Genomic DNA, 23,137 nt, shown 5'->3' on the forward strand with positions numbered 1-23,137 from the left:
CCGGCGTGGTGCATGGGAAATGTCTCGAAACACAAATAATGCCCTTCCGACTTCTTTCTGGGAAGCGAAAGGGCTGAAAAGTTTGCTTTCTCGTTATTTGGAACTTCGTTAACCTTTTGGAACCGCCCGTATGCGGACCCGCATGTACGGTGGTGTGAGAGGACGGGGGTTAGCCGCCCCCTCCTACTCGATTATTCCTTGGTAGTATCCTTGACCATTTTATAGGATTAAACTATCAGCATTATAGTTTTTATATCTTGGAACAATGAGACACGTTTTGTTATATTAAATTCATCACACAAAGCAATGCTTTATGGCAGTGAGAATGGTTGCTTTGTCATTTGTGCGAAATTGCGAATTATTGATCAGGAGTGATAAACAGATGGCTCAAAAGAAAACGATGTATGAGAAAATTTGGGATAATCACGTTATTTTTCAGGAAACAGGCAAGCCAAGCATTTTGTATATTGATCTTCACCTGGTTCATGAGGTGACTTCGCCGCAAGCCTTTGAAGGACTGCGTCTGAGCGGCCGCAAGGTCCGCCGGCCCGAGCTTACCTTTGCGACGATGGACCACAACGTGCCTACCAAAGACCGCTATAACATTACCGACCCAATCTCCAAGCAGCAGATTGATACGCTGACTCAAAACTGCCGTGATTTTGGCGTCACATTGTTTGACCTTGATACGATTGATCAGGGCGTTGTGCACGTCATGGGTCCCGAGCTTGGCCTTACCGCTCCCGGCAAGACGATTGTTTGCGGCGACAGCCATACTTCGACGCACGGCGCGTTCGGCGCTCTGTCGTTCGGGATTGGCACCAGCGAAGTGGAGCATGTAATGGCTACCCAATGTCTGCAGCAGGCCAAATCGAAGACGATGGAAGTCCGTTTTGTAGGCAAACGCAAGCCGGGCGTAACGGCCAAAGACTTGATTCTTGGTGTGATTGCCCAGTACGGAACGGATTTTGCTACAGGTTATGTCATTGAATATACGGGTGAAGCGATCCGCGAGCTGTCCATGGAAGAACGCATGACTGTCTGCAACATGTCCATCGAAGGAGGCGCGCGCGCAGGTCTGATCGCTCCGGACGAGACGACGTTCGAATATTTGCGCGGCCGTCAGTACGCTCCTCAAGGCAGCGCTTTTGATGAAGCCGTACAGCAATGGAAGCAGCTGCCTACAGATGAAGGCGCAGAGTACGACCGTGTCGTTGAATTTGACGTGGATTCCCTCATTCCGCAAGTGACCTGGGGAACAAGCCCGGGCATGGGCACCAACATTACTTCTTCCGTCCCGAATCCGGCCGATTTCAAAAATGACAATGATCGGAAAGCAGCCGAGAAGGCGCTTGAATATATGGGGCTCGTTCCAGGAACCCCGATGTCCGAAATTGCCATCGATTATGTGTTTATCGGTTCCTGCACGAACGGACGCATCGAGGACCTGCGCGCAGCCGCAGCCGTTGCGAAAGGCTACAACGTTTCCGACAAGGTGACCGCAATCGTCGTGCCTGGATCGGGACGGGTAAAAATTCAGGCCGAGAAGGAAGGACTGGATAAAATCTTTATCGAAGCGGGCTTTGAATGGCGCGAAGCGGGATGCAGCATGTGCCTGGCCATGAATCCGGACGTTCTGAAGCCTGGACAGCGCTGCGCTTCGACTTCCAACCGCAACTTCGAAGGCCGTCAGGGTCGCGGCGGACGCACGCACCTCGTTTCGCCGGCTATGGCGGCGGCGGCAGCGATCGAAGGCCATTTCACCGATGTGCGCGACTGGAATTTCAAAACGGAAGTAGTCAGCTAACGACCCGAATCATTAGCGAGTTTCATAGGGCATACAGAACGAACGGTAGAGGAGAGATCGAACAATGGAAGCATTTACGAAATTAACGGGAGTCGTCGGTCCGGTTGACCGCGTCAACGTAGACACCGATGCGATTATTCCCAAGCAGTTTTTGAAAAGAATCGAGCGGAGCGGTTTCGGCCAGTTTCTGTTCTTCGAATGGAGATTTGATGAAGAAGGCAATGTGAACCCCGAGTTCGAATTGAACAAGCCGCGTTACGAGGGAGCCTCCGTGCTCATCTCGCGTGTCAATTTCGGCTGCGGCTCCTCCCGGGAGCATGCGCCGTGGGCGATTCTCGACTACGGCTTCCGCTGCGTGATCGCGCCGTCTTTTGCTGATATTTTCTACAATAACTGCTTTAAGAACGGGATTCTGCCGATCAAGCTGTCGGAGGAGCAGGTTGAGGATCTGTTCCAGCGTACGGCAAAGCATGACGGCTACAAGCTGACTGTAGATCTGGAGAACAAAGTGATTGGGGACGAATACGGACTTGAGCTTGCGTTTGATCTGGATGAGCACCGCCGTCAATTCCTGCTTCAGGGTCTCGATGACATCGGGCTTACGCTGCAGCATGAAGAGCTGATCCAGGCTTATGAGGAGAAAAATAAAGACCGCCTGTTCGCTTAAATGTTCGGGTAAGCATCCATCGGCCCTTTAAACGGGCTGCAATCCATCTGTCCGCCATTATGGCGGACTTTTTTATTGTTCTATAGCAGTTGACAATAACCGAAGCGGGTTATCATAATCGACAATATATTCTATCTATCATTTCAAAACGCGGAATCTTACATATTCTGCTTAAAGGTCTAAGGAGGAACAACATGTTTGACAACGATTGGGACGAGGTGCTGGAGAATGAAATTCAAAAGCCGTATTTCCAGGAGCTGCGTTATGCTTTGGCCCGGGAGTACAAGCTGCATACCGTTTTCCCGCCCAAAGAGCTGCTTTTTTCCGCGCTTAAGCTGACGCCTTACCATAAGACAAAAGTTGTGATTCTCGGTCAGGATCCTTATCACGGTCCGGGGCAGGCTCACGGACTCAGCTTCTCGGTCATGCCCGGGGTTGCTGTCCCGCCATCCCTGAAAAATATATACAAGGAGCTCGCCAGCGACCTCGGAGCCGAAATTCCCAATCATGGCTCGCTGCTGCATTGGGCGAAGCAGGGCGTGCTGATGCTGAATGCGGTGCTGACCGTACGCAAAGGACAGCCCAATTCCCACAAGGGCCTCGGCTGGGAGAAGTTTACGGATGCCATTGTGGAGAAGCTGAACGAGCGGGAAACGCCGATGGTGTATATTTTATGGGGCAGCAATGCGCAGCAGAAAGGGGCGTTCCTTGACCGGAGCCGGCATAAGCTCATTCAGTCCCCCCATCCAAGTCCGTTCTCGGCGCATCGCGGCTTTTTGGGTAGCCGGCCGTTCTCGCAGACAAACCGGTTTTTGCAGGAAAACGGGCTTGACCCGATCGATTGGGACATACCCAATATGTAAGGAAAGATGAATCTATTAATTAAAGATATCGGAAACGGCGGTCTATTATTTTTAAAAAAATTGGATCTATGTCTATGAAGGGCAAAAATTACCTGTTAAAATGTTAGACAAGCGCAACTTTTTGAGACATGTGTCGTCAAGAAATGAGAGAAGCCGAAAAAAATAGGGATGGTAGGGATAACAGATGAAGAAGTTTGGCAGTTTTGCATTTTTGATGCTATTCTTGCTGCTCTTTCCGGGTATCGGTCATGCAGCTTCCGCTGAAACGCATATTAACCTGGACGGCAAGGAGTTGACGCTTCCTAAAGACGTTCAGGTGCTTTCGGTAAACGGCAGCATCATGGTTCCGCTTCGCCTTGTAACGGAGAAGCTTGGCTATCATGTAGACTTTGCAAACAAAACCCAAACGGTGACAATTGAACAGTCCGGAACTATTTTGAAGCTCGTAGTCGGCAAGCTTGCAGCGCAAGTCAACGGGGAAGAAGTGAAGATGGCGACCGCTCCGATGCTGTTTGGAAAAACAAGCACGAAAACAACACTCGTACCCCTGCGGTTTGTGGGGGAGCAGACGGGCGCTGAAGTTAGCTGGGATAATCACACCAAAACTGTTTATATCTCTTCACCCGTCGCCGGTAATCAAGAAGAAACGCTTCCCGGTTCAGGATCACCCGGGGGTTCGGAACAGAGCGCGGTTCCCGTGCCTGAAGCTCCCTCTGACAGCAGCTCCCCGGATACCGGCCAAACAGGAGAATCTGGTTCGACGTCATCAGGGGGGGCAGCCCCTGTAGTACCAGCCCCTGTAGTAACCGCGCCTGAGACGACACCGCCTGAAGCGACGGCATCCGAAGCGACGGCGCCCGAAGCGTCGGCACCTGAAGCTTCAGCCGCAGCCTCCTTAACCAATTTAAGCTTCAGTGACAATCGCCTGATCCTGGCTGTCAACGGTGCGGTTACTCCGAAGGTATTCAGTATGACGAATAATGACAGGATCGTTATTGACCTGGAAAATACGTCTCTCTCGCCGGATTTTGGCAGCGTATTGCCACTGGACAATAAGCAGAGCGGACTAATCAATTTAACCGGTTATCCGGATGTTACGGATGTCCGGTACGGGCTCTTTAGCAACAGTCCTTCCACGGTGAGAGTCGTGATCGACCTGACCGGTCCCAAGGCTTACAACCTGGTTGATAACAAGGACGGTCTGATTATTATCGATCTCAATGTAGACCAGTCGGCAGCGGCTCCCGCTCCCGGGGCAACCGGCAAGAAGCTTGTTGTCATCGATGCCGGACATGGCGGCTCTGACTCGGGCGCATCAAGCTTGACGAACCGCAAGGAGAAGGATTTCACTTTGGCCACTGTCCTGAAGGTCCAAGAGCTGCTCAAGAATGAGCCCGGCATTGATTTTGTATTAACACGAATGGACGATACATATCCGACTTTGGAGCAGCGCGTAAAACTGGCTAATGAGCTGAATGCGGGTGTGTTCGTATCGATTCATGGCAATAAAAGCCCGAATGGAGGCCCCGGGCCTAACGGTGTGGAAACGCATTATACGAACGCGGGAAGTCTAGCGCTTGCGGAAATCATGCAGAAATATTTGCTGCAGGCGAGCGGTATGGCCGACCGCGGACTGAAGCCCGGCAATCTGTATGTGACGAAGAATACTAAAATGCCTTCCGTTCTGCTCGAATGCGGGTTTTTGAGCAATCCGGGGGACGAGGCGGCGATGTATTCGGAGGACTTTCAGGAGAAGCTGGCCGAAGGCATTGTAGCGGCTCTGAAAGAATACTTGGCTATTTAATAATTCGATCATAACTTCATACTCCTTCCATTCTTATGCTGCAGTCAGGTAGGCAGAGATGCTGTTTTCTAGCATCTAAATTGGCAGAATTGACGCAACTTTTGATAGATTTCGGCGTCTAATATGTCGTCTGTTGATGTTCAGGGCGAGTACCTGCAGGCAGTAATCATCAGGTAACACAAAAATAAGAATGGAAGGGTGAAGAATGCGGAAATTTGGCTTTTTGTTAGTTTTGTTTCTATTTGTGCTGGCTTTTCCATTAACAGGACATGCCGCCTCAAAGGCGACGCATATTTTCCTGAATGGGAATGAAATTGATTTGAGTCAGGATACCCAGGTTCAAATCGTAAACAACAGCGTGATGATTCCAATTCGTGTCGTCGTGGAGGAGCTTGGTTTTAACGTCGTATGGGATAGCAAGACGAGCACGGTAACCATACAGAAGTCGGATACGGTGATTAAGCTTTTCATTAATAAAAGTACAGCAACCGTAAATGGAAAAACTGTAAAACTTGCGGCCGCCCCTTTCATCAAAAACAACACCACCTTTGTTCCGCTCCGGTTCGTCAGCGAACAGATGGGATTGTCGGTCACTTGGGATAACACTACCAAAACCGCCAATCTTTATACCCAGAATTCAGGAAGCAGCGGAGATGGAACCGAAGGGACGGGCGGTACCCCGGAACAGACCGAAAATTTGACTTCGCTTACGGGACTCAGCTTCAGTAATAATCAACTTATTCTGGCTGTTGACGGCAAGGTGAGTCCGGTTACGTCTACACTAACAAACCCCGATCGCATCGTTATCGATCTCCCGAATGTCAAATTCGGGGCCGATTTTGCAAGCCAGCTTCCGCTTGACAGCACGCAAAACGGTCAGATTGCCGTCACGGATTATCCGGATGTCTCCAAAATCCGGTACTCGTTATTTAAAAGTTCGCCGTCAACGGTTCGAATCGTTCTTGATCTTAACTATGCCAAAGGCTTTGAACTGACGAACCAGAATGACGGGCTTGTTATTATGGATTTGAATAAAGATTCGGATCCCGCTCCAGGACCGACTTCGCCCGAAAGCAGCGGCAAAAAGCTGGTTGTCATCGACGCGGGTCACGGCGGTTCCGATCCCGGGGCAATCAGCGTAACGGGAAGAAAAGAGAAGGACTTCACTCTCGCTGTCGTTTTGAAGGTCGAGAAGCTGCTTCAAAATGAGCCTGAACTCAGCTATGTTTTAACCCGAAGCGGCGACACTTATCCGACACTTTCCGACAGATCCAAGCTGGCGAACAATCTGAAGGCGGATGTGTTCGTTTCGGTTCACGGCAATTCCGGCTCAGCTTTAGCCACCGGTGTCGATACGTTCTATACGCGCAGTGACAGTCTTGCTTTGGCCAACATTATGCACAAATATCTGGTGCAGGCAACCGGGCTTAAGGACCGGAAAGTCCAGCAGGCCAGCCTTCACGTCACGAGAGAAACTACAATGCCTGCGGTACTGCTCGAATGCGGGTTCCTCAGCAACAAAAGCGATGAAGCCAAAATGTTTTCGGAAGATTTCCAGGAACGGGTTGCGGAAGGAATTGTGGCTGGCATTAAGGAGTATCTTGGCATTCATTAAGGAATCTAAAGGGTAAGGTAGGTGCACTCGTGAACAAAAAGCATTGGACGATTCTACTTAGTATTTTGTTGCTCGCCGCCATCGCGGGCTGCGGACAGAAACAGGGGGCTGCCCCGCCCGAAAGCAGCAGTAGTGCTCCGAGCAGCGCGCTTTCGCAGGAGAGTTCCGTACCGCAAGCGTCATCGGAAGCACCTGCGGATTCGTCAGCGAGCAGCGCCCCTTCCGCGGACGGAAATGCGGGGGTTCAGGATCAGGCGACAGAAACGGTCAAGGTGTATTATGCAGATCAGGAGTTTACGGAGCTTAAGGAATCGAGCCGTGAAATCAAGTATTCCAAATCCGGCGACGCTGCGGACAAATACAAAGCCGCATTTGAAGCCCTTCAGGACAGCGGAGACAGCAGCCTTGTGTCCCTTTGGGCTAAAATGAAGCTGCTCAGCATTCAATTTGCGGATGGCGAGGTTACGCTTGACATCCAGCTGCCTGATGAGGCGCGCCTTGGGACAGACGGCGAATTAATGGCTCTTGATTCACTGAAACAAACGTTATTCCAGTTTGATGAAGTGAAGAGCATCGAACTGCTGGTTGATGGCAAGAAACTGGAAAGCCTGATGGGCCACGCGGATCTCGAGCACCCGATGACGCGGGAATAGCAGGATTATCCAAGAAAATGTCGAACAAGTAGAGAGACCATTGACCAAAAGGGGAGATTGGATGACACAGCAGAGTAACGGCAAGAAAAATGTCAAACAAACGATCGCAACTATGCTGCTTACGCTGACTTTTTTAACCAGCGGTACGGCTGCGTTGGCGGATCAGGCTTCAACTCCAGCAGCATCTACCGTCAATTCCTCGGCAACCCAATCGGTGCAGACATTATTGTTCAGCGATGTCGCAAGCGGATTTTGGGCCGAGAAACATATTTATAAGCTTGCTTCTGAAGGAATTATTCTGGGGAATAACGGCCAATTTCGGCCCAACGATTCGGTTACGCAGCAGGAGGCCATTACGCTTGCGATCCGGTTTATGAATCTGCAGGACAAGCTGGTGAGCAGTGCTGCGCCTCCGGAAAACCTGAAAACAACGAATTACTTTAAGCCATATGTTGCGCTTGCCACTCAGCACAAGCTCATTGACAGCAATGAAGAAATCGCAGCTACGAAAGCGGGCGAATCATGGGGAGAGAAGAAGGCATCGCGCGAGTGGATTGCCAAAATTCTCGTTCGCGCACTGGGCAAGGATGCTGATGCCAGGGAAGCTTCAGGTAAAGGTACCACTTTTGCGGACAATTCTACGATATCGTCGTCTTCCAGAGGTTATGTCAATGTTGCGGTTGATCTGGGTCTGACTAAAGGCGTCGAAGGCAACCGCTTTGATCCTCTTGGGAGTGTAACCCGTGCTCAAATCGCTACGTTCTTCAGCAGAGGACAGGCCTATGTAAGTCCGGGATACGCCAATGTATATGAAGGAGTCGTTACTTCAACGAATGACCGTTCGCTTACTCTTTATACAGGGGGCCAAAGCCGGAGCTTTATTCTGGATAACCGCACCGCATATTACACCAAAGATTCGGAGAAACGGGCATCCCGGAGCGATATCGTTGCTTACTCCAAGGTACTGGTTATCGATAAGGTTGGCTCTGCGGCTTATGTCGAGATAACAGATCCGACGCAGCAGCTTGAAACGATTGAAGGAACGCTGCTGCGGGTTCTATCCGGCAACAAGCTGCTTCTTCTTGTGAACAACGATCCGCAAACGATCCAATATGATCAGGCCACTTCCTTCCTGAATCAGAACGGACAGGCCATAAAGCCTGAAGATATGGCAAACGACAGTACGATTGTTCTGAAACGCGAGACGTTTACGGCGGAGAAGAAACCGGTAACTGTTCAGGTCAAATCCGGTCTTGTAAACAAAACGTCGAGCGGAACGGTTGAGACCGTGGACACAGCTTCCAAAACGATTACGGTAAAAGAGGCTTCCGGGAACGAGGACAAGCTTGTTCTGAATGGGGCGGTTCCGATCCTTTATCAGGGTGAGGTCATGGAGCTTGGCGATTTGAAGCCGGGCGCTGTGGTCAGCTTTACCATTAAGAACAACGCGGTCATCAGTATCGAAGTTACCCAAAGTGTTGAACGGACCGTAAAAGGAACGCTCATCGACATTAAAGACGGTAAGCTGCTTACCTACAAGAAGTCGGATGGATCTTATGCTGCTCTGCAAATCGCCGATTCGCCGAAAGTCGTCGTGGATGGCATTGCGAATGCGGGTCTTTCCGACCTTATCGCGGATGTAAACGGCGGTGATCAGGTCGAGCTCACGTTGAATGCAGACGGAGTCATAACAGGGATACAGGTACTGAATCGTCAATCGGAGCAGCTCACCGGGATCAGTGTAGTGTCGTATGACTCCAAGCTTAAATTGCTAACGGTCATTGACAGCAAAAATAAGCCTTACGTTTTAAAGCTTGATGACAAAACCGCAGTGGATTATAACAGCTCTTCGCCAGTACTTTCGGGAATTGAACCGCTACTGACCAAGGATCGTAAAGTGACGCTGACCCATATCGGCGAGAGAGTGCTTTCCATCAGTGTTATTTATCAGTACGAGGGCAGCTTTGTCAGCTTGGATACGACGAATAAAAAACTGAAGCTGCTCACATCCTCAGGCAAAACACTCGAGCTGCCGTATACGAGTTCGCTGCTGCCGGTGTACATTTTCGGGAAGTCAAACGCGACTGTATCCGATTTGAAAAATGGTGACCCCGTCACCGTTATGCTGAACAGCACTCAGGATGCTGTCCAGAGCATATCGGTCAAGACTGTGAAGCAGTTTGAAATTGTTTCGGTTGATGCAGCTGCAAGCCGGGTACAAGCCAAAGCAAGCGGCGTATCCCAAAGCTTCTATGTGGACAAGGCTGTGCTGTTGAATGACAGCGGAGCGACGATCAAGGTTTCCGATTTGACGGCTGGAGCGATTATTAATGTTGCGTTTAACGGAACGACAGCTTCTAGTGTTCAACTTGTAAAGGTTACTTACGGTAAAGTAGTCAGTGCCGATGCTTCTTCCTTAGCGTTAAAAACATTTACGGGCACATCGTCAGTCTTCCAGGCTGCAGGATCCGTAAAGGTGGTTCGGGGAGCCGCGATCAGCACATCCCTTACGAACCTGACGGCTTCGGACCATGTTTCAATCCGTAAGGATGCCGACGGCTCAACGATTGTAACCGTGCTGACGCCGGTATCCCGTACTTACTGGCGCTATGATTCCACCTCCAAGGAGTTATTCGTGAAAAAAGAAAGCTTGTCCGATACGAATTATCGTTTCGCTTTGCAGCCTGAAACATATATTCATCAAGGAGAGACGACTTTAACCGTGCAATCGCTCCAAGAAAATGATAATATTGTATTATATTTCGACGGGGATAAACTCGTGGAAATCGAAAAACAATAGTCATTTTCTAAAGATTCACCGTCTTGATACGGGATCTTCCCGTATCAAGATTTTTTTTGTGCCAGGGGGAAAGAACGATGAATGCAGCAGGTGTCAGACATATCTTGGACGCCATTGGAAATATGTTTCCGGATGCGGATTGCGAGCTGAATCATTCAAATGCCTTTGAATTAACGATTGCCGTTCTGCTCTCCGCTCAATGTACGGATGCAACGGTGAACAAAGTGACAGCCGATTTATTCCAGAAGTATAAGTCGCCCGAGGATTACGTTTCCGTGCCGCTCGAAGAGCTGGAACAGGATATCAGACGGATCGGCTTGTACCGGAACAAGGCCAAGCACATTCAGAATTTGTGCCGGATACTGATCATGCAGTACGGCGGGGAAGTTCCAAGCCGGCATGATGAACTCGTCAAGCTTCCCGGAGTTGGCCGCAAGACAGCCAATGTTGTGGTTTCCAATGCTTTTGGAGTTCCTGCTATTGCTGTAGATACACATGTAGAACGTTTAAGCAAAAGGCTGGGGCTTGCCGGCTGGAAGGACTCCGTTCTGGAAGTGGAGAAGAAGCTGATGAAACAGGTGCCAAAGGAGGAATGGACGCTCACTCATCATCGGCTGATCTTTTTCGGGAGGTATCATTGTAAAGCGCAGAATCCGAACTGCCAAGTGTGTCCCCTCCTGGACGTTTGCCGCGAAGGCAAAAAACGTATGAAAACATTGAAACTGGAGAAAAAATAAAGAAGACAAATACAAGACAAAGTTAGTAGAGGATGAAGACCCAATGAGATGTATTTCTGTATATACCGACAATTTTGAGCAGTTCTCCGATATGTTTGAACAGGTGATTGAACTGCAGCTTGGCGAAAATGACGAGCGTGAAGTAGAAGGCGTAACCATCAGCGACTCGGGCGAAGTGCCTGAGCATTACATCGAGCGCATGTCGGCCAAGCCGGAAGTTGTAGTCATGAAAGACAAGACGAGAGGCATAACGATTTTCCAGCATGGCAAGGTGTTTGAAATTTTGCTTCCTTCTGGGGAAGCTGCTGAAATCGTAGGCTAACGTAACGGAAAAAAGCTGCTGAGCTACATAAGGAGCTGCTGTTCCGTGAGCGAACAAACGGATCGATCCAGGATTATCCTGTGTCGATCCGTTTTTTTTTATGAGCGAGGGCCTTGGAGAACCAAGGCTCTTTTTTGGCTTGAATCGAAGGAGCGACGTAATTGAGAATTAAAAATGTAACCGCAACCATGTAACTTATGTGTAAGGTAAATTTACATTAATTATGACGCAATTGTTAACTGGACGCTAAAAGCTGATATTTGTATGAGATGTTAATTGACGCATTTTTTCTCCAAAACTATGATAAAGATAAATTTTTACAGTAAATTCAAATAAATCGAACCAGTGTATCTAACAAAATTGACATCATCCATTTGGAAAACAGACGAAAGGAGAGGAGCACATGCAGCCCATAACCGAAGCCGTCGATCAGTCCTTAAACGGGGATATCAGCCGGCATCCCTGTTACAGCGAGGAAGCACACCGCTATTTTGCGCGTATGCATGTACCGGTGGCTCCGGCTTGTAACATTCAATGTCATTATTGCAACCGAAAATTTGATTGCGTAAATGAAAGCAGGCCCGGAGTCGTCAGTGAACTGCTGACCCCGGAGGAAGCGACCCGGAAAGTTACGGGCGTCGCCGCACAATTGATGCAGCTTTCGGTCATCGGCATAGCCGGACCGGGAGATCCGCTGGCCAACGCGGACAAGACGTTTGAGACGTTCCACGGTGTTCGGAATGCTGTACCCGATGTCACGCTTTGCTTAAGCACGAATGGACTGACGCTTGTCAAGCATATCGACGAAATTGTCGAGCTTGGGATTGCGCACGTAACGATTACGATCAATGCAGTAGATGCTGAAATCGGAAGCCAAATTTACGGCTGGGTGTATGACGAAGAAGAGGGCCGTAAATATGAAGGCAGGGAAGCGGCGAGTCTGCTCATTGACCGGCAGCTGCAAGGGCTGAAGGCGCTAAGCGAAAGGGGCGTTCTGGTTAAAGTCAATTCCGTGCTGATCCCGGGCGTGAATGACAAGCACATGCCGGAAGTGTCGCGCAAGGTACGAATGCTTGGGGCGTTCATGCACAACATCATGCCCCTGATTATCGCGCCGGGCAGCCGCTATGAGGAAGAAGGGCGCGAAGCTCCAACTCCAAAATTGCTTCATAAAGTTCAGGAGGAATGCGGAGAAGAGGGGAGCAAAATCATGAGGCACTGCCGGCAGTGCCGGGCCGATGCGATAGGACTGCTTGGCGAAGACCGCAGCAGCGACTTTACTTGGGAGAACATCACATCCGCTCCGCCGCTTGATCCGGAGGCCAGGGAGCAGTTTCAGTCCGATTTGGATGAGAAAGTAAAACGGCTGGCGGAACGCAAAGAGGCAAGAATGAAAGCTGGGCTGAAGGCCAAGCAAAGCGGCTGTTCCTGCCCTGCAGCGGGCGGTTTTAATGCAGCTTCGCAAGAAAGCCCTCTGCTCCGGGTGGCGGTAGCCTCCAGGGGTGAAGGCAGGGTAAACCTGCATTTTGGGCATGCCAAGGAATTTATGGTGTATGAGACCGACGGTGAGAACGTAACTTTTCTCGGAATTCGCAAAGTGCAGGCATACTGCCATGGAAGGGCCAGCTGTAACGGTGACAAGGAGGCAACACTGCGGGAAATTATTCGGGACTTAAGCGATTGCTCGGTGCTTTTCTCTGCAGGAATCGGTAAGTTACCCGAGGCAAAGCTCAAAGCTGCCGGAATCATCCCGATAGTCAACCGCGGCAATGTCGAGGAGCTTATTTTGGAGTATGCCAAGTATCAGCGTTACCTGCGTCCGCTGGAGGCGGAGGCTCTAAAGCCGCTCGCGGGTTCCTGATCAGGAAAGAAACGAAATTAGCAATTTGATTCAAAAACAAAACTTATATTTGGAGGTAGCACAATGAGACAAATCGCATTTTACGGTAAAGGCGGAATCGGTAAATCGACAACTTCCCAAAACACTCTGGCCCAGCTTGCCAAGAAATTCAACCAGAAGATTATGATCGTAGGCTGCGACCCTAAAGCAGACTCCACACGGCTGATTTTGAACACAAAAGCCCAGCAAACAGTGCTTCATTTGGCCGCTGAGCGAGGTTCGGTGGAAGACCTTGAGCTTGCAGACGTCATTCAACAAGGGTTTGGCGAGATTCAATGCGTGGAATGCGGCGGTCCTGAACCGGGTGTCGGCTGTGCGGGACGCGGTATCATTACTGCTATCAACTTCCTTGAAGAAGAAGGCGCCTATGAAGGGCTGGACTTTGTCTCCTATGACGTACTCGGTGACGTTGTATGCGGCGGATTTGCGATGCCGATTCGTGAGAAAAAGGCGGAAGAAATTTATATTGTCTGCTCCGGTGAGATGATGGCCATGTATGCCGCCAACAACATCGCACGCGGAATTTTGAAATATGCCAACAGCGGCGGCGTCCGCCTGGGCGGCCTGATCTGCAACAGCCGGAATACGGACCGTGAAGATGAGCTGATTACCGAACTTGCCCGCCGCCTGAACACGCAAATGATTCATTTTGTTCCGCGGGACAATGTCGTGCAGCACGCCGAACTTCGGAGAATGACCGTCACCCAGTACAATGAGGATCACCCGCAGGCAGCTGAGTACGAAAAACTTGCGGGTAAAATTTTAGACAATGATATGCTGACCATTCCTACTCCGATCAGTATGGAAGAGCTCGAAGATCTGCTCATGGAATTTGGTGTTATCGAAGAAGAAGACGCGGCAGTCAACAAATAAACGCTGCGCGTTATGGATTGCTGTTATGGATGACCAAAACCATAAAGCCTTAGGTTTAGAAAAATAAGCTTAAGCGGGAGGTTGGAGAATGGGAACGGATGTTATCAAAAGTAAACAGATTGTTGAGGAGATTCTGGAGAACTTCCCTGATAAGGCCAAAAAGGACCGTAAAAGACACTACGAAGTCATGGAAGAGGACTACAAAGCTGACTGCAGCAAATGTGCCATCAAGTCCAACATCAAATCAAGACCAGGCGTCATGACCGTGCGCGGCTGCGCTTATGCAGGCTCCAAAGGGGTGGTATGGGGTCCGATCAAGGATATGATTCATATCAGCCATGGTCCGATCGGATGCGGTCAGTACAGCTGGGGAACGAGACGGAATTATGCGAACGGTATGCTTGGGATTAACAACTTTACGGCTATGCAGATTTCGAGTGATTTTCAGGAAACGGATATCGTTTTCGGCGGTGACAAAAAGCTGGAGGTGATCTGCCGGGAGATTAAAGAGATGTTTCCGCTGGCGAAGGGAATCACCATTCAATCGGAGTGCCCGGTCGGTCTGATCGGGGATGACATTGAAGCGGTCGCGAAGAAGATGAGCAAAGAACTGGATATACCGATCGTGCCGGTACGCTGCGAAGGATTCCGGGGAGTCAGCCAATCGCTTGGTCACCATATCGCCAATGATGCCATCCGCGACTTTTTGATGGGACGTGCGGAGCTGAAAGAATGCGGTCCTTATGATGTGAATATTATCGGCGATTACAACATCGGCGGCGACGCCTGGGCATCCCGGATTCTTCTAGAAGAAATGGGGCTTCGTGTTATCGCACAGTGGTCCGGCGACGGAACAATCAATGAGATCATGACCGCTCATAAAGCAAAGCTTAACCTGATTCACTGTTTCCGTTCGATGAACTATATGTGTGAAGTGATGGAGAACCAGTACGGTATTCCGTCGATGGAATACAACTTCTTCGGGCCGACCAAGACCATCGAGAGTCTGCGCGCCATCGCTGCACATTTTGATCAAACCATCCAGGATAATTGTGAAAAAGTCATCGCCAAATACAAGGGTGAGATGGATGCGGTTATTGCGAAATACCGTCCTCGGCTTGAGGGCAAAAAAGTGATGCTGCTGGTCGGCGGACTTCGGGCCCGCCATACCATTGGCGCTTACGAGGATTTAGGGATGGAAATAGTCGCTACCGGATATGAATTCGCGCATAAAGACGATTATCTGAAGACGATTCCCGAACTCAAGCAAGCGACGATTCTGATGGACGACCCCGGCGCATTCGAACTGGAAGAGCTGGCCCAGCGGCTTGATATTGACCTGATGGGAGCGGGAGTTAAGGAAAAATATGTGTATCACAAAATGGGAATTCCGTTCCGTCAGATGCATTCCTGGGATTACAGCGGTCCTTACCATGGCTTCGACGGGTTCAAAATTTTCGCCCGTGACATGGATATGGCCATAAGCAGTCCGGTTTGGAAGCTGCTGAAAGCTCCGAAACAACAGGAGGTGATGGCATGACTGAGCATAACCGCGTTTTAGACCATAACCATTTGTTCGAAACGGAAAAATATGTGCGGCAGCGGGAGAACAAACGCCAGTTTGAAAATGCTTGTCCGGAAGATGAGGTTTTGCGGACGGCCGCTTTTACCCAAACGAAGGAATACATGGACAAAAATTTTGCCCGCACATCGGTTGTCGTCAATCCGGCTAAAGCCTGCCAGCCGCTTGGAGCGGTGATGGCCGCCCTTGGATTTGAGAAGACGCTGCCGTTTATACACGGGTCGCAGGGCTGTACGGCGTATTTTCGCAGCCATTTTGCCAGACATTTTAAAGAACCTGTTCCGGCTGTCTCTTCCTCGATGACTGAGGATGGCGCTGTATTCGGCGGTATGCGTAATCTTATTGACGGGCTGGAGAACAGCATTGCGCTCTATAAACCCGAAATGATAGCCATGAGCACCACGTGTATGGCAGAAGTTATCGGTGATGACCTGTCGTCTTTTATCGGGAACGCCCGCAAAGAAGGAGTGCTGCCCGATGACATGCCGGTTCCCTTTGCCAATACGCCCAGTTTCTCCGGCTCCCACATCGTTGGCTACGATAACATGCTCAAAGCGATTCTGAGTTATTTGTTTGAACGCTCAGGAGAACAGGTGAATCCGGGAAGTGAACAGAAACTGAATGTGCTGCTCGGTTTTGAGCCTTACACCGGAAACTTTACGGAAATTAAACGGATTCTGGATCTGTTCGGCGTTTCGTACACCATGCTGGGCGATCACAGTGACAATTTTGACTCGGGAGCCGATGGCACGTACACCTACTATTACGGCGGGACAAAGCTGGCTGACGTGCCTAGTGCCGCTAACGCGATGGGAGCCCTTGCCCTTCAAAAGTACTCGCTTCGCAAAACAGTTGCGTATACAGAAGAACAATGGGGGCAAACCACGAAGACCATGTATACGCCGCTCGGGATCATGGCGACCGACCAGCTGCTTGAAACGATCAGCGAGCTGAGCGGTGCTCCTATTCCTGAAATATTGATACGGGAGCGGTCAAAAGTTGTCGATGCGATAACGGATTCGCACAATTATCTGCACGGCAAGCGGGTGGCCATGGCGGGAGATCCGGACATGCTGCTCGGATTAATCGGTTTCTGTATGGAAATCGGGATGGAACCGGTTCATATCGTATGCTCGAACGGCGATGCGGAGTTTGAACAAGAAGCCAATGCGCTGCTTGCTTCAAGTCCTTACGGAGCGGAAGGTAAAGTCTATATTGGCCGTGATCTCTGGCACATGCGTTCCCTGTTGTTTAACGAAAAGGTGGATCTTGCCATCGGCAGCAGTCATCTGAAGTATGCGGCTAAAGATGCCGGAGTGCCTCTTTTGCGGGTAGGATTCCCAATCTTTGATCGTCATCATATGCAGCGTTACCCGATTATCGGTTATCAAGGCACGCTAAATCTGCTTACTTTGTTTGTGAACACGGTGCTGGAACAACTGGATAGCGCCGCGCCGGCTCACAGCTTTGACCTTGTGCGTTAAGTCACAAGGTCAAAGCTGTAGTATGACGAAAACTGGGACTTCTTGCCTAAGGAGGGATCTGGACAGATGGAAGCAATCAAAAAGACAGGTTTTACAGTAGATGGAGATTCGTGCGGCAAGGAAGAACCAAAGAGTAAGCCCTGTCCGAGGCCAAAACCCGGCGAAGCGGCTGGAGGATGTTCGTTCGACGGCGCACAGATCACGCTTTTGCCGATCGCGGATGCGGCACATCTGGTTCACGGTCCTAGCGCATGTGCTGCCAACAGTTGGGGGACGAGAGGAAGCTTATCCAGCGGGCCCCAGCTTTCTTCATACGGATTTACTACAGATTTGGGAGAGAACGATATTATTTTTGGCGGGGAGAAGAAGCTGCGCGAATCCATTCATTATATTGCGAAACGGTTCACGCCTCCTGCTATTTTTGTCTACTCTACCTGCGTTTCAGCCCTTACGGGAGAAGATATAGATGCGGTATGCAAGCAGGCGTCAGCGGAGCTGGGGCTTGCAGTTGTACCTGTAAACAGTCCGGGATTTGTCGGCAGCAAAAATTTGGGGACCCGCCTGGCTGGTGAATCGCTGTTTCAATATGTGATCGGTACACAGGAACCCCAGGTCATCAGCGATACCGCTGTCAATCTGATCGGCGAATACAATATAGCCGGCGAAACCTGGGACATTGAGAAGCTCTTGAACCAGGCAGGTATACGTGTTCATGCCAAGATCACCGGAGACGGACGGTATAAGGAAATTGCAGGAGCCCACCGGGCCAAGGTGAACATGATTGTGTGCAGCCGCGCCTTGCTCGGTTTGGGCGTCAAAATGGAGAAAAAGTACGGGATTCCGTATTTTGAAGGGTCTTTTTACGGGGTCAAGGAAACAAGCTATTCCCTGCGTCAGCTGGCCTATCTTTTGGGCAATCGGGAGGTTGAACGGAGGGTCGATCATCTGGTTGAACGCGAAGAGACGCGCCTGATGCGCGAGCTGGCTCCATACCGCAAGGTGCTTAAAGGCAAGAAAGCCGTTCTCTATACGGGCGGGGTCAAAAGCTGGTCGGTCATCTCGGCGCTTCAGGAGCTTGGGATTAAAGTAGTCGGCGTTGGCACGAATAAAAGCACGGATGGAGACATTGCCCGGATTGCCGAAAGGGTGGGGGATGATGCGGTTTATATTCCTGAAGGGGGATCCGGACGCATCCTCAAAACTGTACGCGAGCGCAAGGCGGACATGGTTATAGCCGGCGGACGCAACATGTATATGGCGATCAAAGAGCAAATTCCGTTCGTGGATATCAATCAGGAGCGGCATACGGCGTATGCCGGATATGAAGGCCTGCTCCGACTGGCTAAACAGGTTGTGCATGTTCTGGATAATCCGGTTTGGAAAATGGTTCGTACAACGCCGCCATGGGAGAGGGGGAGCGTGGATGACCACTAGGAAAATCGTTAAACCGCTCAGCTGCAACCCGCTTAAAATCAGTCAGCCCCTCGGTGGCGTCCTTGCGATGCAGGGAATTTACCGGTCAATGCCGATTATACATGGAGCGCAAGGGTGCACATCGTTCGCCAAGACGCTGCTCACCAGGCATTATCGGGAGCCGATCGCGGTGCAGACGACCGCGCTTCAGGAGATGGACGTTATTTTTGATGCGGACCGGAATCTGGAAGAAGCACTTGAAACCGTGCTGAGTAAGCATAGGCCAGATGTGATCGGAGTTTTAAGCACTGCGTTGACGGAGGCTTCGGGAACGGATTATTTGGCCAAAGTTAAGAAATTCAAGCGTGACCACAGCCTACGGGATACCCTCGTGGTTACCAGTTCGCTCCCCGATTTTCGCGGTTCCCTGGAATCGGGATACAGCTTGATGGTGGAGTCGATTATTGATGGTTTGCTGGAGCAGACGGAACGGCGGCCCGGCAAGCTGATCAAAGATCAAATTAATCTTTTGCCCGGTTCTCATCTTACCGCCGGGGATGTAATGGAGCTGAAGGAAATCATCGGCTCCTTTGGATTTGAGGTCATTACGCTGCCTGATCTGTCGACATCCTTGTCCGGTCACCTCTTGACCGGTTTCTCCCCGTTGACGCGCGGCGGGGTACCGCTTGATTCCGCCCGGCAAATGATCCGTTCGGGACTCACGATTGCAATTGGCTCAAGCATGGAGCGGCCGGCACGGCGATTAAAGAACGCGGTCGGCATCCCGTATCGTGTGTTTCCTTGCGTATCCGGACTTGCCTCCAGTGATGAATTTTTCTATTTTCTGCAGGAGCTCAGCCGTGAGAGCATCCCTGTCCGGTACCGCTGGCAGAGAGAGAGTCTGCTGGATTGTATGCTGGATGCCCAATTCAATTATGCAGGGGTGTCGGCTATCGTTGCCCTTGAACCGGATCATCTATTGTCCGCCGCTTCCTGGATGGAGGAGATGGGTGTAGAGTTCAAAGGATTGGTCGCTTCTTACGAAACGCCGCTGCTGCAAAATCTGGACCGGGAAATTTGGATCGGTGATCTCGACGATGCGGAGCAGCTGGCCGAAGGGGCGGATTTATGGATCAGCAATTCCCATGGCAAGAGCGGGGCAAAGCGCTGCGGCGCCGCTTTTATGGCGATGGGCTTTCCTGTGCTTGACGAGCTAGGAGCTTATACATCCTTGACCGCCGGGTACAGGGGAACGATGGAGCTGATCAACAAGGCGGGTAACCGGCTGATCCAAAGAGAGGAGAATGCGCATGAAAGTAGCGTTTGCCACGGATGACGGGCTGAGGGTAAATGCTCACTTCGGTCAAAGTCCGATGTTCACCGTGTATGACGTCCGTCCGGGGGAAGCCCATTTCGTTGAAAACCGGGTGGTTCCCATGCCGATTACCCAAGATGAGTCAGGCAAGATCGATACGAGAATCCGTCTGATTGAAGACTGTACGCTTGTATTTCTGATGCAAATCGGAGCTTCAGCTGCTGCACGGGTCACACGGCGTAAAATGATGCCTGTTAAAGTGCCGGCAAGCAGCTCGATCGACGAACAAGTCAGCCGGCTACTTGAGATGCTGCGCGGCAAGCCGCCAATGTGGCTGAGCAAAGTGCTCCGTTCTGAACAAGATGGCTGACAAGATGACATCAGTCCGTGAGGATAAGGAGGGATGAATGGTGGAAAAAGCTGAAACGATGAATGCGGAATGGACAGAAAGCAATCAAGGTCCTCTTTATCAGGCGGTCAAGGAGCTGTCAGAAGAGACTGAAAATAAGCGGCTTCTGCAGCAATTTGGCCGCTCCTTGTGTCAAATCCTCGATGCTTATGACTATTTCGGCAAAGGCAGCGCTCTAAGTGGTGACGAGAAAATTGCCAGACTCGCATTGTTTACTAAAGAGGAGAAGCAAGCATTAGGCATGGACTGTACACCCAGTCCCAAGCTGCGGCAGCAGGTCGAAAATGTGTTTCAGGCGCTTGCATTGACACTCGAGGCTGAAACGAATTGTCTTGTGCAGAGCATGGTGGATATGAACTCGGAAGGATTTGGTCGAGCCATTGTATCCAGCGGCCGTCTAATCTTAATATCCACGACGCTGCGAGCGGGCCTTCGGTTCCCGTTTACTTCGCAGGCCAAGCTGGAGAAATTTGCTCTTAGCAGTCTGAGGGAAGCGCTGGGCTTTGCAAAATGCCACGATGAAGTCACAGCAAAGCGCTGAATATGTTTTGTTCGTTCGCTTAAGCAGACGACTGCTCTTGAAGGGAGGGCGGGCAGGGCAATGAATTCATTTGCACAAACTGCAGCTGATAAGATGGAGTTAAGCAGGGTGGAGGATTCGGTTCTCAGGTATGACCGTCAGTTCAAGCTGCTTGGAAGCGAAGGACAGCGCAAACTCAAGGAAGCCACCGTCATGATTGCAGGGGTAGGCGGCCTTGGGGGAACGGCGGCTATCTATTTGGCCGCTGCCGGTGTAGGCAAACTGATCATCGCGCATGAAGGGATCATCCACCTGCCGGATATGAACAGACAAATTCTGATGGACTCCGCCAAGGTAGGAGAAGAGCGAATCCGTACGGCGGTTCAAAGCTTGCAGCGGATTAACCCGGAAGTCGTGATTGAAGGTCATAATGCCCGGATTACGTTTGACGAAGCCGAGCCCTTGGTCCGGGAAGCGGATATTGTCATTGACGCAAGATATGATTTTCCCGAACGTTATGAGCTTAACCGCCTGTGTGTTGCTGCCGACAAGCCGCTGGTCGAAGCGGCGATGTACGGGTTCGAGGTTTCGCTGACAACGATTGTGCCTGGAACGACGCCTTGTCTGGCCTGTCTGTATCCTGAAAGCGCCAAGGAATGGGAACCGCTTGGCTTTCCGGTGCTTGGCGCCACCTCCGGATTTGCAGGCTGCCTGGCCGCTATGGAGGCAGTAAAGTGGATTACAGGAATCGGCAAGCCGTTTACGAATGTGATGCACCGGATCAACACGCTGGATTTGAGCAATTATGTGGTCTCCTTAAAACGCAATCCCGAGTGTTCGTGTTGTGGTGGAAAATAGATGAGTTGAACTTAAGAACAGCATGGTGAACGGAGAAGATGGATCGATTCTGAAGAAGCTAAAAGCTTTCTGCAAGAAAGCTTCTTCGTAAGCATAAGCTGCGTTCGCCTTTGCCCCCTGATTTCAACCCTATCTTACCCAATAGAAGAAATCAGGGGGCAACAACGATCGGAAGAATGATCCATATTCGGAGTGACACATGCAGCCATTCATTTGTTCAACTTATACAGATGAGGAGAGGAGGAAGCTGCATGAAAAAAATGCGCATATGCGATACGACGCTGCGCGACGGAGAGCAGGCCGCTGGTGTTGCGTTTACGGCAGACGAAAAGCTTGAAATTGCTAGACGACTGGCTGAAAGCGGGGTGGAGCAGGCGGAGGTAGGCATTCCCGCCATGGGGGATGACGAACGCCGGGCCATCAGCCGGATTGTGTCGCTTGGACTGCCCATGCGGCTTCTGACATGGAACCGGGCGGTTCGTTCCGATATTGACGCGTCCGTTTCGACCGGGGCGGATTGGGCGCATATAGCCTTGCCCGTTTCGGCCATCCAGATGAAGGCCAAGCTGGGGGTTGGCCCCGGTCAAGTGATTGAAATCGGGAAATCCATCGCCAACTATGCGCTCGAAAAAGGTTTAACCGTGTCTATCGGTTTTGAAGATGCTTCACGTGCGGATTTCAAATTTCTGATGGATCTGATCTGCACGCTGCGGCGGGAAGGCATCAAACGGTTTCGCTACGCGGATACGCTGTCCGTGCACCATCCAGGCTCGCTGCATGCTCGGATATCCACGCTTCTGGCCCTTTGTCCGCCTGATATCGAGCTTGAAATCCACTGCCATAACGACTTTGGGCTGGCCACAGCCAATACGCTGGCCGGAATTGAGGCCGGAGCGGTATGGGCAAGCACTACGGTGCTGGGGATCGGTGAGCGGGTAGGCAATACGGCGCTGGAAGAAGTGGTGATGGCCTGGAGGCACTTATATCATGGCGAGTGCGCGGTACGTTCCGATAAACTCAGACCGCTGGCTGAGTTTGTTGCCAAGGCATCCGGCAGGGAGCTGCCGGATACGAAACCGCTGCTAGGGCGGCTTGCTTTTGCCCACGAATCGGGGATTCATGTAGATGGTCTGATGAAAGACCGCGAGACGTATCAAGTGCTTGACCCGACCGAGCTTGGGATGGACCATGTTATTGTACTAGGCAAGCATTCCGGGCGCAGCTCGGTGCGCCATGCGCTGATAACAGAAGGGATTGATGCGGATGAGCTCATGGTTGAGTCACTTCTGCTGCGCCTGCGGCGCACAGCGGATGAACGCAAAAAATCAGTCGGAGCCTCGGAATTAAAGCAGTGGGCCGAGGAAGAATTTGCGGGAAGTTAAGCGCCCCTAGTACCCCATCAATCCTTAAATTGTGGGTAAAGGCGTTTTAATTTGATCCTTGCTTCATCGGTAGTAAACTGCCAGTCCACGCCTTTTTGGTTTTGGTTTCGGGCACACTCCCATGCCGATAATT

Annotated in this window: 19 protein-coding genes and 2 pseudogenes; 20 read left to right on the top strand and 1 reads right to left on the bottom strand. The window is 50.9% G+C overall.

The genetic code is table 11. The features are described 5' to 3' along the window. The 20 genes and pseudogenes from K7397_RS22085 to K7397_RS19825 all read left to right on the top strand — a co-directional run. Nucleotides 1–112: pseudogene (locus K7397_RS22085) on the top strand (group II intron maturase-specific domain-containing protein); the annotation flags it as partial. A 270-nt stretch (nucleotides 113–382) separates the two neighbouring features. Then, complete coding sequence (gene leuC, locus K7397_RS19735) at nucleotides 383–1,807, top strand: 3-isopropylmalate dehydratase large subunit (protein ID WP_223070317.1); 1,425 nt, start codon at nucleotides 383–385, stop codon at nucleotides 1,805–1,807. 64 nt (nucleotides 1,808–1,871) lie between these two features. Beyond that, the gene (gene leuD / locus K7397_RS19740) at nucleotides 1,872–2,474 is read left to right on the top strand and encodes a 3-isopropylmalate dehydratase small subunit (protein WP_223070319.1); all 603 of its coding nucleotides are present in this window, start codon (nucleotides 1,872–1,874) and stop codon (nucleotides 2,472–2,474) included. A gap of 194 nt (nucleotides 2,475–2,668) precedes the next feature. Next, nucleotides 2,669–3,337 (top strand): uracil-DNA glycosylase, encoded by a 669-nt coding sequence (locus tag K7397_RS19745; protein WP_223070321.1) that lies wholly within the window; start codon nucleotides 2,669–2,671, stop codon nucleotides 3,335–3,337. 214 nt (nucleotides 3,338–3,551) lie between these two features. Then, a complete protein-coding gene (locus K7397_RS19750; protein WP_237691084.1) occupies nucleotides 3,552–5,141 on the top strand; it encodes an N-acetylmuramoyl-L-alanine amidase family protein in 1,590 nt (529 codons plus the stop codon). A 205-nt stretch (nucleotides 5,142–5,346) separates the two neighbouring features. Then, nucleotides 5,347–6,756 carry an N-acetylmuramoyl-L-alanine amidase family protein gene (locus tag K7397_RS19755; protein WP_223070327.1) on the top strand — a complete coding sequence of 470 codons (1,410 nt, stop codon included), beginning with the start codon at nucleotides 5,347–5,349 and terminating at the stop codon, nucleotides 6,754–6,756. A 29-nt stretch (nucleotides 6,757–6,785) separates the two neighbouring features. Further along, on the top strand, nucleotides 6,786–7,409 hold the full coding sequence (locus K7397_RS19760; protein WP_223070328.1) for a GerMN domain-containing protein: 624 nt from the start codon (nucleotides 6,786–6,788) through the stop codon (nucleotides 7,407–7,409). 61 nt (nucleotides 7,410–7,470) lie between these two features. Continuing rightward, the gene (locus K7397_RS19765) at nucleotides 7,471–10,209 is read left to right on the top strand and encodes an S-layer homology domain-containing protein (protein WP_223070332.1); all 2,739 of its coding nucleotides are present in this window, start codon (nucleotides 7,471–7,473) and stop codon (nucleotides 10,207–10,209) included. Between the two features lie 77 nt (nucleotides 10,210–10,286). After that, nucleotides 10,287–10,946, top strand: coding sequence for an endonuclease III (gene nth, locus K7397_RS19770; RefSeq protein WP_223070335.1), 660 nt, complete (start codon nucleotides 10,287–10,289; stop codon nucleotides 10,944–10,946). 43 nt (nucleotides 10,947–10,989) lie between these two features. Then, nucleotides 10,990–11,268, top strand: a complete 279-nt coding sequence (locus K7397_RS19775; RefSeq protein ID WP_223070337.1) for an NAD/NADP transhydrogenase alpha subunit — start codon at nucleotides 10,990–10,992, stop codon at nucleotides 11,266–11,268. Nucleotides 11,269–11,671: 403 nt separating this feature from the next. Further along, nucleotides 11,672–13,129: a nitrogenase cofactor biosynthesis protein NifB gene (nifB, locus tag K7397_RS19780; RefSeq protein ID WP_223070339.1), complete on the top strand. Its 1,458-nt coding sequence runs from the start codon at nucleotides 11,672–11,674 to the stop codon at nucleotides 13,127–13,129. 63 nt (nucleotides 13,130–13,192) lie between these two features. Further along, nucleotides 13,193–14,041, top strand: a complete 849-nt coding sequence (gene nifH, locus K7397_RS19785; RefSeq protein ID WP_223070341.1) for a nitrogenase iron protein — start codon at nucleotides 13,193–13,195, stop codon at nucleotides 14,039–14,041. A gap of 88 nt (nucleotides 14,042–14,129) precedes the next feature. Then, the gene (gene nifD, locus K7397_RS19790; protein WP_223070342.1) at nucleotides 14,130–15,581 is read left to right on the top strand and encodes a nitrogenase molybdenum-iron protein alpha chain; all 1,452 of its coding nucleotides are present in this window, start codon (nucleotides 14,130–14,132) and stop codon (nucleotides 15,579–15,581) included. Beyond that, nucleotides 15,578–17,107 carry a nitrogenase molybdenum-iron protein subunit beta gene (gene nifK, locus K7397_RS19795; protein ID WP_223070345.1) on the top strand — a complete coding sequence of 510 codons (1,530 nt, stop codon included), beginning with the start codon at nucleotides 15,578–15,580 and terminating at the stop codon, nucleotides 17,105–17,107. The genes nifD and nifK overlap by 4 nt, the downstream gene beginning before the upstream one ends. A gap of 66 nt (nucleotides 17,108–17,173) precedes the next feature. Beyond that, a complete protein-coding gene (gene nifE / locus K7397_RS19800; protein ID WP_223070346.1) occupies nucleotides 17,174–18,541 on the top strand; it encodes a nitrogenase iron-molybdenum cofactor biosynthesis protein NifE in 1,368 nt (455 codons plus the stop codon). Next, entirely contained in the window at nucleotides 18,531–19,856 is a 1,326-nt protein-coding gene (nifN, locus tag K7397_RS19805) for a nitrogenase iron-molybdenum cofactor biosynthesis protein NifN (RefSeq protein ID WP_223070347.1), read from the top strand. Before nifE ends, nifN begins: the two co-directional genes overlap by 11 nt. Continuing rightward, nucleotides 19,831–20,205: a nitrogen fixation protein NifX gene (gene nifX / locus K7397_RS19810; protein ID WP_223070348.1), complete on the top strand. Its 375-nt coding sequence runs from the start codon at nucleotides 19,831–19,833 to the stop codon at nucleotides 20,203–20,205. The genes nifN and nifX overlap by 26 nt, the downstream gene beginning before the upstream one ends. 37 nt (nucleotides 20,206–20,242) lie before the next feature. Next, on the top strand, nucleotides 20,243–20,785 hold the full coding sequence (locus K7397_RS19815) for a DUF269 domain-containing protein (protein ID WP_223070349.1): 543 nt from the start codon (nucleotides 20,243–20,245) through the stop codon (nucleotides 20,783–20,785). A 60-nt stretch (nucleotides 20,786–20,845) separates the two neighbouring features. Continuing rightward, on the top strand, nucleotides 20,846–21,622 hold the full coding sequence (locus tag K7397_RS19820) for a HesA/MoeB/ThiF family protein (RefSeq protein ID WP_237691083.1): 777 nt from the start codon (nucleotides 20,846–20,848) through the stop codon (nucleotides 21,620–21,622). Between the two features lie 251 nt (nucleotides 21,623–21,873). Continuing rightward, the gene (locus K7397_RS19825; RefSeq protein WP_223070350.1) at nucleotides 21,874–23,004 is read left to right on the top strand and encodes a homocitrate synthase/isopropylmalate synthase family protein; all 1,131 of its coding nucleotides are present in this window, start codon (nucleotides 21,874–21,876) and stop codon (nucleotides 23,002–23,004) included. Nucleotides 23,005–23,021: 17 nt separating this feature from the next. Here the strand turns inward: K7397_RS19825 and K7397_RS21700 are convergent. Next, nucleotides 23,022–23,137 (bottom strand): annotated as a pseudogene (locus K7397_RS21700) (IS630 family transposase); the annotation flags it as partial.

Origin of the sequence: Paenibacillus caui (assembly GCF_019904135.1) — a bacterium.
GTDB lineage: Bacteria > Bacillota > Bacilli > Paenibacillales > Paenibacillaceae > Fontibacillus > Fontibacillus caui.